This window comes from Kitasatospora sp. NPDC001225 (genome assembly GCF_053597855.1).
The window spans coordinates 1-13364 of the sequence record NZ_JBSFJC010000046.1 but is presented as its reverse complement, the minus strand read 5'-3'; the positions used below and the strand labels follow the sequence as shown (position 1 = coordinate 13364).

General features: G+C 73.9%; 13 protein-coding genes. 6 read left to right on the top strand and 7 right to left on the bottom strand.

Features of this window, described 5'->3' with window-relative positions; genetic code table 11:
• Window positions 1–116 precede the first annotated feature (116 nt).
• Window positions 117–740, top strand: coding sequence for a 3'-5' exonuclease (locus tag ACWDCZ_RS18070; RefSeq protein ID WP_449816367.1), 624 nt, complete (start codon window positions 117–119; stop codon window positions 738–740).
• Here ACWDCZ_RS18070 and ACWDCZ_RS18065 read toward each other — a convergent pair.
• Complete coding sequence (locus ACWDCZ_RS18065) at window positions 721–1818, bottom strand: PP2C family protein-serine/threonine phosphatase (RefSeq protein WP_159028402.1); 1098 nt, start codon at window positions 1816–1818, stop codon at window positions 721–723. The genes ACWDCZ_RS18070 and ACWDCZ_RS18065 overlap by 20 nt on opposite strands.
• A gap of 158 nt (window positions 1819–1976) precedes the next feature.
• Window positions 1977–3218, bottom strand: a complete 1242-nt coding sequence (locus tag ACWDCZ_RS18060) for a cytochrome P450 (RefSeq protein ID WP_449816366.1) — start codon at window positions 3216–3218, stop codon at window positions 1977–1979.
• A 180-nt stretch (window positions 3219–3398) separates the two neighbouring features.
• Between ACWDCZ_RS18060 and ACWDCZ_RS18055 the strand changes: the two genes are divergently transcribed.
• A complete protein-coding gene (locus ACWDCZ_RS18055; protein ID WP_049650761.1) occupies window positions 3399–3755 on the top strand; it encodes an arsenate reductase family protein in 357 nt (118 codons plus the stop codon).
• A 78-nt stretch (window positions 3756–3833) separates the two neighbouring features.
• Here the strand turns inward: ACWDCZ_RS18055 and ACWDCZ_RS18050 are convergent, their stop codons facing one another.
• Window positions 3834–4304, bottom strand: coding sequence for a pyridoxamine 5'-phosphate oxidase family protein (locus tag ACWDCZ_RS18050; protein WP_074000870.1), 471 nt, complete (start codon window positions 4302–4304; stop codon window positions 3834–3836).
• Window positions 4305–4476: 172 nt separating this feature from the next.
• Between ACWDCZ_RS18050 and ACWDCZ_RS18045 the strand changes: the two genes are divergently transcribed.
• Window positions 4477–5025, top strand: a complete 549-nt coding sequence (locus ACWDCZ_RS18045; protein WP_449816365.1) for a DUF1697 domain-containing protein — start codon at window positions 4477–4479, stop codon at window positions 5023–5025.
• Between the two features lie 224 nt (window positions 5026–5249).
• The gene (locus tag ACWDCZ_RS18040; protein ID WP_049650762.1) at window positions 5250–5813 is read left to right on the top strand and encodes a DUF1707 and FHA domain-containing protein; all 564 of its coding nucleotides are present in this window, start codon (window positions 5250–5252) and stop codon (window positions 5811–5813) included.
• 39 nt (window positions 5814–5852) lie between these two features.
• On the opposite strand, the gene ACWDCZ_RS18035 is transcribed toward ACWDCZ_RS18040, so the two are convergent.
• Window positions 5853–6815, bottom strand: a complete 963-nt coding sequence (locus ACWDCZ_RS18035) for a DUF1152 domain-containing protein (RefSeq protein ID WP_074000867.1) — start codon at window positions 6813–6815, stop codon at window positions 5853–5855.
• A 97-nt stretch (window positions 6816–6912) separates the two neighbouring features.
• On the opposite strand from ACWDCZ_RS18035, the gene ACWDCZ_RS18030 reads away from it, so the two are divergent.
• Window positions 6913–7506 (top strand): DUF6891 domain-containing protein, encoded by a 594-nt coding sequence (locus ACWDCZ_RS18030; RefSeq protein ID WP_074000866.1) that lies wholly within the window; start codon window positions 6913–6915, stop codon window positions 7504–7506.
• Between the two features lie 177 nt (window positions 7507–7683).
• Here the strand turns inward: ACWDCZ_RS18030 and ACWDCZ_RS18025 are convergent, their stop codons facing one another.
• Together ACWDCZ_RS18025 and ACWDCZ_RS18020 are read right to left on the bottom strand one after the other, a co-directional pair.
• Window positions 7684–8532 (bottom strand): hemerythrin domain-containing protein, encoded by an 849-nt coding sequence (locus ACWDCZ_RS18025; RefSeq protein ID WP_449816364.1) that lies wholly within the window; start codon window positions 8530–8532, stop codon window positions 7684–7686.
• Window positions 8533–8853: 321 nt separating this feature from the next.
• Complete coding sequence (locus tag ACWDCZ_RS18020; protein WP_079271752.1) at window positions 8854–9912, bottom strand: alpha/beta hydrolase; 1059 nt, start codon at window positions 9910–9912, stop codon at window positions 8854–8856.
• Window positions 9913–10377: 465 nt separating this feature from the next.
• On the opposite strand from ACWDCZ_RS18020, the gene ACWDCZ_RS18015 reads away from it, so the two are divergent.
• Complete coding sequence (locus tag ACWDCZ_RS18015) at window positions 10378–11121, top strand: SDR family oxidoreductase (RefSeq protein ID WP_416873415.1); 744 nt, start codon at window positions 10378–10380, stop codon at window positions 11119–11121.
• Window positions 11122–11191: 70 nt separating this feature from the next.
• Here the strand turns inward: ACWDCZ_RS18015 and ACWDCZ_RS18010 are convergent, their stop codons facing one another.
• The gene (locus ACWDCZ_RS18010) at window positions 11192–12928 is read right to left on the bottom strand and encodes a carbohydrate-binding module family 20 domain-containing protein (protein WP_449816363.1); all 1737 of its coding nucleotides are present in this window, start codon (window positions 12926–12928) and stop codon (window positions 11192–11194) included.
• Between the last annotated feature and the right edge of the window lie 436 nt (window positions 12929–13364).

Genomic DNA, 13364 nt, shown 5'->3' with positions numbered 1-13364 from the left:
TCCGGCCCTCGGGTGCGGAACAGGGACCGGTGCCGGGCGGCGCCGGTCCTTTTCGGTTGTGAGGGGGCGGCCGGTGGGGTGGGAAACGGGGTTGCGGGGGTGGGTTGGATGGGGGGATGGGACGCAGGGTGAAGGTGACGCCGACGGTGTACGTGTCGGTGGACGTGGAGGCGGACGGGCCGATCCCGGGGCCGTACTCGATGGTGAGCTTCGGGGCGGTGGTGGCCGGGTGGCACGACGGGGAGGGGTTCCGGCGGGCGGGAGCGGGCGGGGCGGCGTTCTACCGGGAGCTGCGGCCGATCAGCGCGGAGTACGTCCCGGAGGCGCTGGCGGTGTCGGGGCTGGACCGGGCGGTGCTGGAGGCGGACGGGGCCGATCCGGCGGCGGCGATGCGGGAGTTCGGCCGCTGGGTGGAGGGGGTGCGGGGCGGGCCGGGCGGGCAGCGGTACCGGCCGGTGATGGTGGGCTACCCCGCCGTGTACGACTGGCAGTTCCTCTACTGGTACCTGGTGCGGTTCACCGGCTCCAGCCCGTTCGGGCACTCCGGCTGCCTGGACCTGAAGACGCTGTACGCGGCGCGCGCCGGGGTGCCGTTCGCCGGGATCGGGAAGCGGTCGATGCCGCCGGAGCTGCTGCCGGACCTGCCCCATACGCACCACGCCCTGGACGACGCCCGGGAGCAGGCGGAGCTGTTCGCGAACCTCTGGGAGTGGGACGGGGCTACGGGGTGTCCGGGGTGAGGGCGAGGACGGCGAGGTCGTCGGCGAGGAGGCCGGCGTAGCGGTGGACGTCCTGGGCCAGGAAGGAGACCACCCGGTCGGGGGCGGTGGTGCCGAGGGCGGCGAGGCGGGGGGCCAGCGGGTAGAAGGCGCCGGTGGTGTCGCGGGCCTCGCTGACGCCGTCGGTGTAGAGCAGGACGGTGTGGCCCGGGGGCAGCGCGACGGCGATCGCCTTGCTGCGCTCGTCGGCGGGGCCGAGGTGGCCGAGGCCGAGCGGGAGCTCGTCGGCGCAGGACACCGGGGATATGCCCCCGCCGCCGAGGAGCAGCGGGGTGGTGTGGCCGCGGTTGACGATCTCCACGCAGTCCGAGCCGGGCCGGTACTGGAGCAGGACGGCGGTGGCGAACAGTTCGTCGTCGCCGCGGTCGGCGGCGTCGCGCAGCACCGCGCGGTCCAGCTGGTCGGCGAGGTCGACCAGCCCGGGGGTGTCGTACGCGGCCGCCCGGAACGCGCCGAGGACGTCGGCGACGGTGCGGACCGCGGCCAGGCCCTTGCCCCGGACGTCGCCGAGCAGCACCCGCACGCCGAAGCGGGTGTCGCACACCTCGTACAGGTCGCCGCCGACCAGGACGTCGGCCTGGGCCGGGCGGTAGAGGCCGGCCACCCGCAGCCCGCCGGCCCGTTCGGGCACCGGGCGCAGCACGGTGCGCTGCAGGGTCTCGGCGACCGTACGGGCCTGGAGCAGGTTGCGGTTCTGCCGGGTGCGCTGCCAGGACAGGGCGGTGCCCATGACGCCGGAGAGCAGGGTGGCGATGTAGACCCAGACGTGGTGCTGCTCGTCGACGTGGTCCGCGCGCAGCGCCAGGACGAGCTGGAGGCCCAGGGAGCCGGCCGTGGTGACGGCGGTCAGCACCGGGCCGTAGCTGAACGCGGCCACCACGGGCAGCGCGGTCAGCAGGAAGCCGGCGGCGACGGCGTCCGGGACGACGGCCTCGGCGACCAGGTCCAGCACCAGCAGGAGCACCGGCAGCCAGGGCACCCACCGCGGCGCCTTGGGCTCCAGCGCCGCGGGACGCGGCGGGCGGGGTGCTGTGCGCACGGCGGGACCTCCTGGCAGGCGGCCGTTCCGGGCGATCCGCCCGGATTGGCCGGTTTGGTCCCTCCATGCTCTCCCACGGACGGCCCTGCCACGAATGGCCGAACGTCCCGGTCCCCGGGGCCGGAGGAGCCAAATCCCCGGCCCCCGGGAGCGGAACGTCAGCGGACGGTCACCGGCAACGTCTCGTAGCCGCGCAGCACCAGGCGGTCGCGCCGGGTCGGGACGCCGCCCGGGGCGAGCCGGGGGAAGCGGTCGAGCAGGGCGGGCACCGCGACCTCGGCCTCCATCCGGGCCAGCTGGGAGCCCAGGCAGAAGTGGGTGCCGCCGCCGAAGCTGAGCGGCTGGCTGTCGGTGCGGGTCGGGTCGAACACCTCGGGGCGCTCGTAGCGGTCCGGGTCGTGGTTGGCCGAGCCGATCAGCAGGGTCAGCCCGCTGCCGGGCGGGATCGGCAGGCCCTCGACGGCCAGGCCCGGCTCCAGCGCGACCCGCCCGGTGGCCTGGACCGGGGAGTCGAACCGCAGCACCTCGTCGGTGAACCCGGCCGGGGTGATCGCGCCGCTGCGCAGCCCGGCGGCCGCCTCGGGGTGGCGGAACAGCAGGGCCAGGCCGTTGCCGAGCAGGTTGGTGGTGGTCTCGAAGCCGGCCACCAGCAGCAGCACCAGGTTGGCCAGCAGCTCCCGGGCGGAGAGCCGCTCGTCGTCGGCGGCGGCGATCCGGGCCAGGTCGGTGACCAGGTCGTCCTGCGGGCGGGCCAGGCGCTCGGCGGCCAGCTCGGTGAAGTAGCCGGCCAGCTCGTCGGCGGCCTCGTCGGCGGCGGCCAGCTCGTCCAGGTCCTGGATGATCTCCAGCGCGATGGTCAGGTCGGAGGCGAGGCCGCGGAAGCGGTAGCGGTCCTGCTCGGGGACGCCGAGCAGCTCGCAGATCACCCCGACCGGCAGCCGGAAGGCGAAGGCGTCCATGAAGTCCACCGGCGAGCCGTCGGCGCCCTGCTCGGCCATCCCGTCCAGCAGCCGGTCGACCGCCGCCTCCACGGCCGGGCGCAGCGCGGCGACCCGGCGGGCGGTGAACACCGAGGCGATCAGCGAGCGGACCCGCGGCTGGTCGGGGGCGTTGCGCTGGAGGATCGAGCGGCCGAGCAGCGCGAGCGAGGAGTGCACGGCGTACTCGGGGGCCAGGCCGGCCATCATCTCGGCGGTCGCGACGCCGAAGGCGGGCGTGCGCAGCACCTTCTTGACCGCCGCGTAGCCGGTCACCACGAACATGCCGTCCCCGGCCGGGGCCACCGGGCCCAGCTCGCGGGCCCTCGCGTACAGCGGGTACGGATCGGTCCTGACCTCCGTGGTCATCAGCTGTTCGATGATCGCCGCGCCGTCCATCCGGTGCTCCCCTCCCGAGCTCACGCTTCCTGACCGGTCAACCGCCGGTGGGCGGGGCGGAGTTCCCGTACGGAACGGATCGCGCGCGGCGGGACGGGAGGACAGCGCGCGGCCGGCCGGGAGGACAGCGCGCGCCGGGGCAGGGGCGACATCGCGCGCGGCGGCTGCCGGGGCGGGCGCGGGCGGCTCGGTAGGGTGGCCGGCATGGAGATCTGGATCAACCCCCGGTGCGGCAAGTGCCGGACCGCGCTCGGCGAGCTGGACGGCGCCGGGGTCGAGTACACCGTACGGCGCTACCTGGAGGATCCGCCGACCGCGGCCGAGCTGGTGCGGGTGCTGGAGCGCCTGGGCCTGGAGCCGTGGGACATCACCCGCACCGACGAGCAGGCCGCGAAGGACCTGGGGATGAAGGGCTGGCCCCGGGAGGAGGGTTCGCGCGACCGCTGGATCGCGGCGATGGCCGAGCACCCGATCCTGATCCAGCGCCCGATCATCACCGCGGACGACGGGCACGCCGTCGTGGCCCGCACCCCGGACGCCCTCAAGTCCGTTCTGCCGTAGGGCGGTTGCGTCCCACCCGGCCCACTCATCCGGGTCGGCCGGGTCGGCCGGGTCAGCCGGGTCAGCCGGGTCGGCCGGTCAGTGGATCTGGATCCGCTCCACCGGCCGGCCGGGGTGCCAGTTGAAGACGAGCAGGTGGTCGCCCTCCAGGGCGGTGTGCACCACCTGGTCGAGCTCCAGCCGGAAGGCGTGGAACGGGGTGGGCGGCGGCTCGGGCAGATCGGCGGCGAAGGCGGCGAGTTCGGTCTCGTCGGTGACCTCCACCGCCCGGCCCGAGACCTTGGAGTCCCCACCGGCCATGGTCTCGTCCCCCGGGTGCGCGTGCAGCGCGAAGCGGGCGTCGCGCTGGAGCTCACGCGCCTTGACCGCGCCGTACATCGACCCGATCCACAGGTCGGCGCCGACGAATTCGACCTCCGTCCCGCTCACCCGGGGCGATCCGTCCTTGCGCAGCGTCGCCAGGACGTGGTGCTTGTTCGCCTCGAACCGGGCCCGGACCAGGGGCGCCAGGTCGGGGGCCTCGTGCTCGAAATCCTGCCAGGTAGCCATGGCGCCAGTCTGGCACCCGGCACCGACAACCGCCGGGCGCGGACGACCGGACTGGCAGGGGCGGTCGGGCGGATGCGGGGCAGGGGCGGCGGGCCGGTCGGGGGCGGCGGGCCGGTCGGGGGCGGGCCGGGAGCGCCGGGCCGCTGTCGGTGGCCGGTGCCAGACTGGCCGGGTGACCACCACGACCACGTACATCGCCTTCCTGCGGGCCATCAACGTCGGCGGCCGGACGGCGCGGATGGAGCGGCTGCGGGCGCTCTTCGCCGAGCTCGGGCTGGGGAACGTCCGCTCCTACATCCAGAGCGGCAACGTCTTCTTCACCACCGCCGAGCCGGACCGCGCCGCGCTGACCGGGCGGATCGAGGAGCACCTGGAGCAGGCGCTCGGGTACCCGGTGCCGGTGCTGCTGCGGACGGTGGACGAGGTGGCCGACCTGCTCGCCGCCGAGCCGTTCCGGGGCGTCGAGGTGACGCCGGACGTCCGGCTGGTCGTCGCCTTCCTCTCCGAGCCGCTGCCCGCCGAACTCGCCCTCCCCCACCGCTCGCCGAAGGGCGACATCGAGGTGGTCGGCGCCGGTCCGGGGGCCGCCTACGTGGTGGTCCACCTCCGGGACGGCAAGTGGGTCACCAAGGAGATGTTCGGCAAGGCCTACCGGGGCGCGGTCACTTCCCGGTTCCTGCACACCACGGAGAAGATCCTGGCCGCCGCCCGCAAGGCCTGACGGCCCGTACGACAGCCGGGGACGGCCCGGACGGCGGCCGGGGACGGCCCGGACGGCGGCCGGGGTCCGTCGGTACGGCGTCCCGGAACGGCCCGTACGGCACACCGGAAACGCGCGGAACCGCCCGGCCGGAAAGGGCGTCTGGACTGCCGTGACGTACGAACCCCGCGCCCGCGCCCGGCGTGATCTGGACAGCCGGAATCGGCCGCGCGGACAATGTGGCCATGACGCCTCCTGAGCTCCCCGCCGGCACGGCCGGGCCGACCGGCGCGGTCCGGCCCTCCGACGCCGAGCGGGAGGAGGCGCTCGGGGTGCTGCGGGACGGCGCGGGCAGCGGGCGGCTCTCGCACGACACCTTCCTCGGCCGGATGGACATCGTCCTCCGGGCCACCAGCCGCGGCGAGTTGGACGCGGCGGTGGCCGGACTGCCGACCGGCGGGCCGGTCGAGCGGTTCGTGCTGCGGACGGTCGGGCGGATCTCCGCCTTCGGCGACCGGCTGGGCAAGGCCTGGCGCACCGAGCGGCTGCCGGGGCTGAGCCTGCCGCAGTCCGGGGCCGGGAAGTTGACGATCGGCCGGCTCCCCGGCTCGGGACTGCGGCTGCACGACCCCTCGGTGTCCCGGAACCACGCCGAACTGCGGCACGAGCGGGACGGCTGGATGCTGTACGACCTCGGCTCGACCAACGGCACCCATGTGAACGGGCGCCGGATAGCGGGCGGCGTCCGGGTCCGGCCCGGCGACCAGGTGCGGTTCGGGAACCTGGAGTTCCGGCTCGCCCCGCTCTGACCGGCCCGCCCCCGGCCCCGCCCGCCCAGGCGCCCCGGGTCAGTGCGGGAACTGCCGGGGCGGCCGCTGACGCGGCAGCTCGTCCTGGAACTCCGCGATGACGGTGGCGATCTGGCGGGTCACCACGGTGTTCTCCAGCCGGTCCAGGTACCGGTGCTCGGCGGCCAGCGCCTCGACCGTGACGCCGAAGTAGAGCGTCATCAGCGGATTGATGAAGAGCTGCTCGCCCTTGGTCCGCTCGGTGAAACGGACGTCGCCGAACTCGCCGCGCAGCGCCGCCGCCACCGAGCCGTTGACGATGCTGGGGTGTTCCGGGAAGGCGGCCCGGGCGTGCTCGACGGCGTCCAGGTAGAGCACCCCCTCCCGACTGTCGCGCGGGACGGAGAAGGCGCCGAGGTAGCCGCCGGCCCGGTCGATCGCGGCGAGGTTCTCCAGCACCAGGGAGTGGTTGACGCCGTGGTGGGCGTCGATGCCGAAGCCGAGGCAGGCGACCAGCCGCTCGGGCACCTCGTCCAGGCCGGCCACCGCGCCCAGGCTCGCCATGTCCTCTTCCGGGGTGCCGAGTCCGGCCTCGTCGCCGCGCATCAGGATGTCGGTGCCGCCGTCCACCAGCAGGACCGCGTCCACACCCAGGCGGCCGACCAGCGCGCGGTAGGCCTCGCGCAGCGGCTGCACACCCACCGACGGGAAGGCCCACACGGTGTCGGGCATGCCGTGCCGGTTCAGCCAGCGGGCCAGGGTGCGCTCCGGGAAGTAGCCCTCGGGGGCGGCGGTGTCCGGTCCGATCCGGGCCACGTCGGACTCCGCCCAGACGTCGAGCGGCAGGCCGTAGAGGTGGGAGAAGGAGAGGTTGGCCAGGTGCACCTCCTTTCCCGCGGCCCGCAGGGCGAGGGCGATCGGCAGCCCGGCGTACACGTCGAATCCGCCGCCGGCTCCGGCGATCAGGATGCGCTCGGCGGCCAGCAGCCGGGTGAGCAGCGGTGGTTGCAGCAGGGAGGTCACCGGCGGGACGGTAGCAGGACGGCGGCCCGCGGCGAAGCGCTGGTCCCCGCCCCCGCGCCCGGCCGTCGGTGTCAGTGGCGGGTGCAAGGATGCGGGCATGACCGAGGAGACGGTTCTCACCCCCGACGTGCTGCGCGAAGTCCAGGAGCGGGCAAGCGAGTTGATCCGGTGCGGCTTCCAGGAGCCGGACGAGATAGCCGAGTCCCTGGTCGAGGACCTCGACGACCAGGGGCTGACGCAGGAGGAGGCGGAGCGGATCGTCGCTCCGCTGTGGGCCGCGCGGCTGGCCGAGCAGGCGGCCTGGCCGGAGACCACCGACGTGGACCGGCTGGCGGACGCCTTCGACGCGCTGGAGGACCAGGGCATCGTCGCGGCGATGGACTTCACCTGCTGCGCGGGCTGCGGCTACGCGGAGATCGGCGGCGAGGCCGGGGAGGGCTCGGTCGGCTTCGTCTTCTTCCACCAGCAGGACACCGAGGCGGCGGCCGCCGGCCGGGGGTTGATGCTGCGCTACGGCGGGTTCCGCGCCGGGGAGGAGACGACCGAGGTCTCGGAGCGCCGGACGGCGGAGGTCGGGCGGACGGTGGTCGCCGCGCTGGAGGCCGTCGGGCTGACGGCGGAGTGGGACGGCTCGCCGCACACGGCGATCCGGGTCGCACCGCTGGAGTGGCTCAACCGCCTGCCGGAGTAAGCGGCCGGAGCGGCGGGCGGGACGGCCGGCACCCGATGCCGATGGGCCCAATCCCCCTGGAAATACGGAGAGTTGGGATATCAGCCAGCCCCCGGAGCCTTCGAGCATATGCCGGAGGCCCGTACCGGAGGCCCATGCCACGCGCGTAGATCAACGGCCCGAGAAGAGGCCCCGGGGTCAGTCGGCGACGCTCCCCAGACCGCCGAAGCCGGGACCGAGGCCGAAGCCGGTGCCCGTGCCCGTGCCGGCACCGCCGACCGGGCCGTCCACCGGCCCCCACAGCGGCGAGGTGCAGCGCTGGTAGGTCGCGTGCCAGTGCGGCCAGTTGCGGGCCACGTCGTCGTCGCACTCGGCCAGCAGCCGTTCGACCAGCGCGGGCTCCACGCCCTCCAGCAGCCAGGCCAGCGCGTCCGCGACGCCCGGGCCGTCGGCCAGCCGCAGCAGGTCCAGCAGCTCGCCCAGCCCGCCGAGCCGGGAGCCGTCGGCGACCACCCGCTCCATCCGGGGCAGCAGCTGCCGCTCCTCGATCCGCAGGTGGGTCTCCAGCCGGGCCGCCAGGTCCTCCATCGCGTACGCGACCGGCCAGGCGCTGCCGGTGTCCCGGCTCGCTATCCGCACCAGCGTGGTGACCCGGGTGAAGGAGTGGTCCAGGTTGTGGTGGTCGTCCTCCAGCCAGTTGAGCAGCAGCCGCAGCTCGGGCGCGAAGCGGCGCACGATCGGCCAGAGCCGGGTGTCCTGCTGCTCGTGGTGGCAGGTGAGCATGGCGGTGATGAAGTTCCAGTGCCGCAGCAGCGCCTCGCCCTTGTCGTCCTCGTCGGGCTGGAGCAGCCGCAGCGCGTTGGGCAGCCGGGCGAGGTCCCGGCGCAGCGCGGCGTGCACCAGGCGCAGGCCGGCGAACCGCGGGGTGGCCGGCTCGTCGTCCACGACCTGCCCGTACGCGTACGCGTCCCCGCCCAGCGAGTCGGCTCCGGACTGGCCCTGGGCGGGCACGGTGTGGACGGGCTGGGGCACCAGGTGGATCGGCATGGGACTCTCTTCACTGCTTGGGGCACGACGGGTGGCGGCGGCCGGTGAGGACCGCCCCAGCCAAGGTGCTCGCAGTCGATCAGAAGCGAATCAATGTCCGATTGACGCGCAGGTCACGGGGCTGCCGACGGGCGGCGGAACCGCACCGGAACCCCCCGGCAAGCTCCACCGGGGAAGCCGTTGGAAGAACCGCGGAAGAACCGCGGGAAGGCCCGCGCGCAGACCCTCCGGAAGCAGAACCGCCGGTGCCGGGAGCGCGAACGCGTCCCGGCACCGGCGGCAGCGGTGGGAGCAGGTGGGAAACAGGTCGGAGCAGGGGCCTCAGTCGGCCGCCGGCCCCGCCAGGTGGGCGGTGAGCCACACCAGGGTGTCCGGGATCATCTTCTTGAAGTCCGAGGTCAGGTGCTTGCCGCCGGGCTGCTCGTGGTACTGGAGGTTCACCGGCGGCACCGCCTTCTCCACCCAGCTCTTGACCACCTTGGTCTCGTACGGGTTGGCACCGCCCGCGGTGACCAGCATGCTCACGTCCGCCTTGCCCTGGGTGACCAGCACGTCCGGGTTGTTGGCGGCCTTCTCCGCGTCGTGGCCCTTCCACAGCCCCGAGTCCGGTATGAAGTAGCCGTCGATCGGCACCGCGGCCTTGTAGACCTGCGGGTACTGGAGGGCGAGCTTGGCGCTGCAGAAGCCGCCGGTGGAGGCGCCCATCACGCCCCAGCCGTCGCGGCCCTTCACGGTGCGGAAGTTGGCGCGGACGAAGTCCGGGAGGTCCTCGGCCATCCAGGTGGCCATCTTGGCCTGGCCCGGGATGTCGGAGCAGTCCAGCGCGTTCTTCTCGTCGCCGTTGAAGTTCTGCACCGGCATGATCATGATGAACGGGTGGGACTTGCCCTCCTTGACCAGCCGCTCGTTCTCCTCCTGGATCGGCAGCTGGTTGTCGGTCCAGGTGTTGTAGCCGTTGCTCTGGCCGCCCGCGAACAGGGTGAGCACCGGGAAGCCGGTCTTGGCGAACTTGGGGTCGTTGTACTCGGGCGGCAGCCAGACCCAGACCTGGCCGGTGACGCCGGACTTCGCGCCGGTCACCTTGGTCATCATGATCGGGCCGGCGCCGGTGTCCCGGGACTTGCTGAGGGCGGCGGCGGGCCCGGTGGGCATCAGCACCTTGCCGGAGGCGGCGGCCGGGGTCGCGCTGCCGGTCGCGGGCTGGCCGGTGCCGGTGGTGCTCGGGCTGCCCGACGAGCTGCCGCCGGTCGCGCCGGCGCTCGCCGTGGCGCTGTCCCCCTTCCCACCGCCGGAACTCCCGCAGGCCGCGAGCGAGGCGGCCAGGGCGAGCACGGCGGCGCCGGACAGGACGGCGCGGGAACGGGACGACTGCCTAAGCACGGTGAGGACTCTCCGACCGATGTCGCGCCCGGTCCGTGACCGGGCGGCGGCCCCCCGGTGGGGCCGGACATGCCCGAGGGCACAGCGCTGGCGCGTCCCCCGGAGTGATGGCGCGCCGCCCCTTCGCGGGGGTGCGCCTTCCTGCGATCTTATGACGTAGGCCGGGGTGGCCCGGTTGCGCGGTGGCCACCGGAAATCCAATGTTTGTTCGCGATCAGGTAAAAGCCTTCACCCGTCCCCCCGGTCGGCGGGGGCCGGTCGGCGGGGGTGGCCGTCGGAGCCCCGTCGAATCGTCCGGATTCTGGTGATTCGACCAGCTCCTCGGCGGCTTCGACCAGTGACGGCGGCCCCCGGATCCGCGAAGATCTCCGGGGCACGCCCAGGCCTTGCCCAGGCTGTGCCCAGGCCATGCCCAGGGCACGCCCAGGCCGGGGCCGACCGGGAACAGTCATCGAGGAGGGTGCCATGAACCAGCGGATCGCCGTCGTCACCGGAGCCGGGAGCGGCGTCGGCCGGGCCGTGGCGGTGGAACTGGCCGCGGACGGCTGGCGGACGGTGCTGGCCGGCCGCCGGTCCGGACCGCTGCGGGAGACCGCCGCGCTCTGCGCCGGCCCGGCCGACGTGGTGCCGACCGACGTCACCGACCCGGCCGCGGTGGACGCGCTGTTCGCCGCGGCCGCCGAGCGCCACGGCCGGGTGGACCTGCTGTTCAACAACGCCGGCGCCTTCGGCCCGGCCGTCCCGGTGGACGAGCTGGCGGTCGAGGACTGGCGGGCCGTGGTCGACCTCAACCTGACCGGCGCCTTCCTCTGCGCCCGGGCCGCGTTCCGGCGGATGAAGGAGCAGGACCCGCGGGGCGGCCGGATCATCAACAACGGCTCGATCTCCGCGCACGTCCCGCGCCCGCACTCGATCGCCTACACCGCGACCAAGCACGCCGTGACCGGCCTGACCAGGTCGCTGTCGCTGGACGGCCGCCCGTACCGGATCGCCTGCGGGCAGATCGACATCGGCAACGCGGCGACCGACATGACGGCGGCGATGGGCGCGGGTGTGCGGCAGGCGGACGGCCGGATCGCCCCCGAGCCGACCATGGACGTGGCCGACGTGGCGCGCACCGTACGGCACATGGCCGGGCTGCCGCTGGAGGCCAACGTGCAGTTCGCCACCGTGATGGCGACGGCCATGCCCTACATCGGGCGGGGCTGAACCCCGGCCCGGAGGGCCGCGGGAGGGGCCCCGTCGGTCGATGCCGACGGGGCCCCGGTCCGCTCCGGCCTCACGGCCGCCAGGTGTCGTTCAGCGTGACCGTCCCGCCCGAGGGCACCGTCGCCGTCCGGTTGGCGCCGGACTCCCAGGTCACCGCGCCGCTCGCGTCCTTGCGGACGTACTTGTACTGGAAGGACGTGCCGGCCGGCAACGACAGCGCCAGCGACCAGACCGGGTAGCCCGCCGAGGAGAGCGGCAGCGCCTTCGCCGGGTCCCAGCCGCCGAGCGCCGCGGCGTCGCCGACCAGGTAGATGTTCTGCCCGGGCGTGGTGGTCGCGTTGACGTTGAACGAGGCGCCGGAGACGCTCGCGCCGGGCTGGACGTACAGCGCGACCGCGTCGCCCGCGCCGACCGTCGCGGTGAACTGCCCGTCGGCGCCCACCTGGTAGGTCGGGCCGGTGCAGCCGCCGCCCGCCTGCGGGTCGCCGTGCTGGACGTCGCAGTAGGTGCCGGCCGGCAGCCCGGTCTGGAAGGTCCGGGTGATCGCGGCGCCCTCGTGGTTGATCGCGACGTAGCCCTTGCCGCCGCGGCCGAAGGCGATCGCGTTGCCGCCGTTGGACCACCAGTTGCTCACCCCGGTGCCCGCCACCGCGTTGCGGAAGCCGACCATGTTGGCGATCTGCCGCCAGGCGTGGGTGCAGTTCCAGCCGTCCTGGTAGCAGGCGTTGACGGTGCCGCCGTTCGGCGGGCCGTCGTCCTTGTTGGCGAAGGAGTAGCCGGAGTAGACGTTGGGGGCGCCGTACGGCGAGGCCAGCAGGAAGACGTTGGCGAGCGTGTAGGTGTTGCCGTAGGTGGAGTTGAGGGTGGAGCCGTTGCGCTCGGTGTCCCAGTTGTCGACGAAGGTGCGCGCCTGGCCGCTCGGCAGGTAGCCCCAGGAGGCGCCCCAGCCGCTGAGGTTGGCGAGCTTGTCGGTGGTGAACATCCGCTTGAGGTCGGTGCCGGCCCGGAACTCGTCCAGGTCGCCGGTGCCGGTGTACTCGGTGGGCTGGACCGGCTCGCCGGCGCCGTAGATGACCTCCTGGACCCAGTACGCCTTGGGGTTGGCCATCCTGGCCTTGATCGCGGCGAGGTCGGCGGCGGCGATGTGCTTGGCGGCGTCGATCCGGTAGCCGTCGACGCCGAGCGAGGCCAGGTCGTCCAGGTAGTGCGCGATGGTGGTCTGGACGTAGGCGCTGCCGGTGTCCAGGTCGGAGAGGTTCTCCAGTTCGCAGTTCTGGACGTTGCCGCGGTCCTGGTAGTTGGTGATCGGCTGGCGGCAGCCGTGGAAGTCCTGGTCCTGGTACGTGCCGGGGTAGTTGTACTTGGTGTACGCGGTGCCGCCGGTGCCGGTGCCGGAGCCCGCCGACATGTGGTTGACCACCGCGTCGGCTATCACCTTGACCCCGGCCGCGTGGCAGGTGGCGACCATGTTCTTGAACGACGTGCGGTCGCCGAGCCGTCCGGCGATCTTGTAGCTGACCGGCTGGTAGGACGTCCACCACTGCGCGCCCTGGATGTGCTCCTGCGGCGGGGAGACCTCGACGAAGCCGTAGCCCTTGGGCCCGAGGGTGGAGGTGCAGGCCTGGGCGACGGAGTCGAAGCGCCACTCGAAGAGGATGGCGGTGACGTCCTTGCCGTTGTTGGCGGGCGGGGCGGCCTGGGCGGCGGGGGCACCGAGGGAGGTGCCGAGCGAGAGGGCGAGCGCCGCCGAGGCGGCGAGCGCACCGGCCGCGCGGGCGGGCCGGCGGGCGGGGGCGGTGGTGACCACGTCGTCTCCTGGGGGTGGCTGGGGTGGGGCAGCCGGAGGGGGAGCCTGCGGAAGGGCCGCAGGGGGACTGCAGGAAGTTTCTGCAACTTGCCGGAAACTTGCAGCGCCGAACCTAGAGGCACCCGCGGGGGCCGTCAAGACCTTGGTCGAAAGCCCGGGAGAAGCCGAGGATGAGCCGGGGAGCGAGCCCGGGAGCAGACCCGGGAGAAGCCGAGGAGGAGCCGGGGCCGGGCCAGGAGGAGCGGGCACGACAAGGGCCCGGCAGCCGTAGCCGCCGGGCCCCTCACCTGTCCTGGTTCACCGGCCCGTCAGGAGCCGGCCCGGGCTCAGCCGGTCTGGACGGAGGTGTCGTCGATCACGAAGCTGGTCTGGAGCGAGGCGTCCTCGGTCCCGGCGAACTTCACGGTGACCGTCTGGCCCGCGTAGGCCGACAGGT

Coding starts and splice junctions, on each gene's coding strand:
- ACWDCZ_RS18025 (WP_449816364.1), bottom strand. CDS start 8,532: ATGCCGATCCACCTGGTGCCCCAGCCCGTCCACACCGTGCCCGCCCAG.
- ACWDCZ_RS18015 (WP_416873415.1), top strand. CDS start 10,378: ATGAACCAGCGGATCGCCGTCGTCACCGGAGCCGGGAGCGGCGTCGGC.
- ACWDCZ_RS18055 (WP_049650761.1), top strand. CDS start 3,399: ATGGAGATCTGGATCAACCCCCGGTGCGGCAAGTGCCGGACCGCGCTC.
- ACWDCZ_RS18030 (WP_074000866.1), top strand. CDS start 6,913: ATGACCGAGGAGACGGTTCTCACCCCCGACGTGCTGCGCGAAGTCCAG.
- ACWDCZ_RS18070 (WP_449816367.1), top strand. CDS start 117: ATGGGACGCAGGGTGAAGGTGACGCCGACGGTGTACGTGTCGGTGGAC.
- ACWDCZ_RS18050 (WP_074000870.1), bottom strand. CDS start 4,304: ATGGCTACCTGGCAGGATTTCGAGCACGAGGCCCCCGACCTGGCGCCC.
- ACWDCZ_RS18040 (WP_049650762.1), top strand. CDS start 5,250: ATGACGCCTCCTGAGCTCCCCGCCGGCACGGCCGGGCCGACCGGCGCG.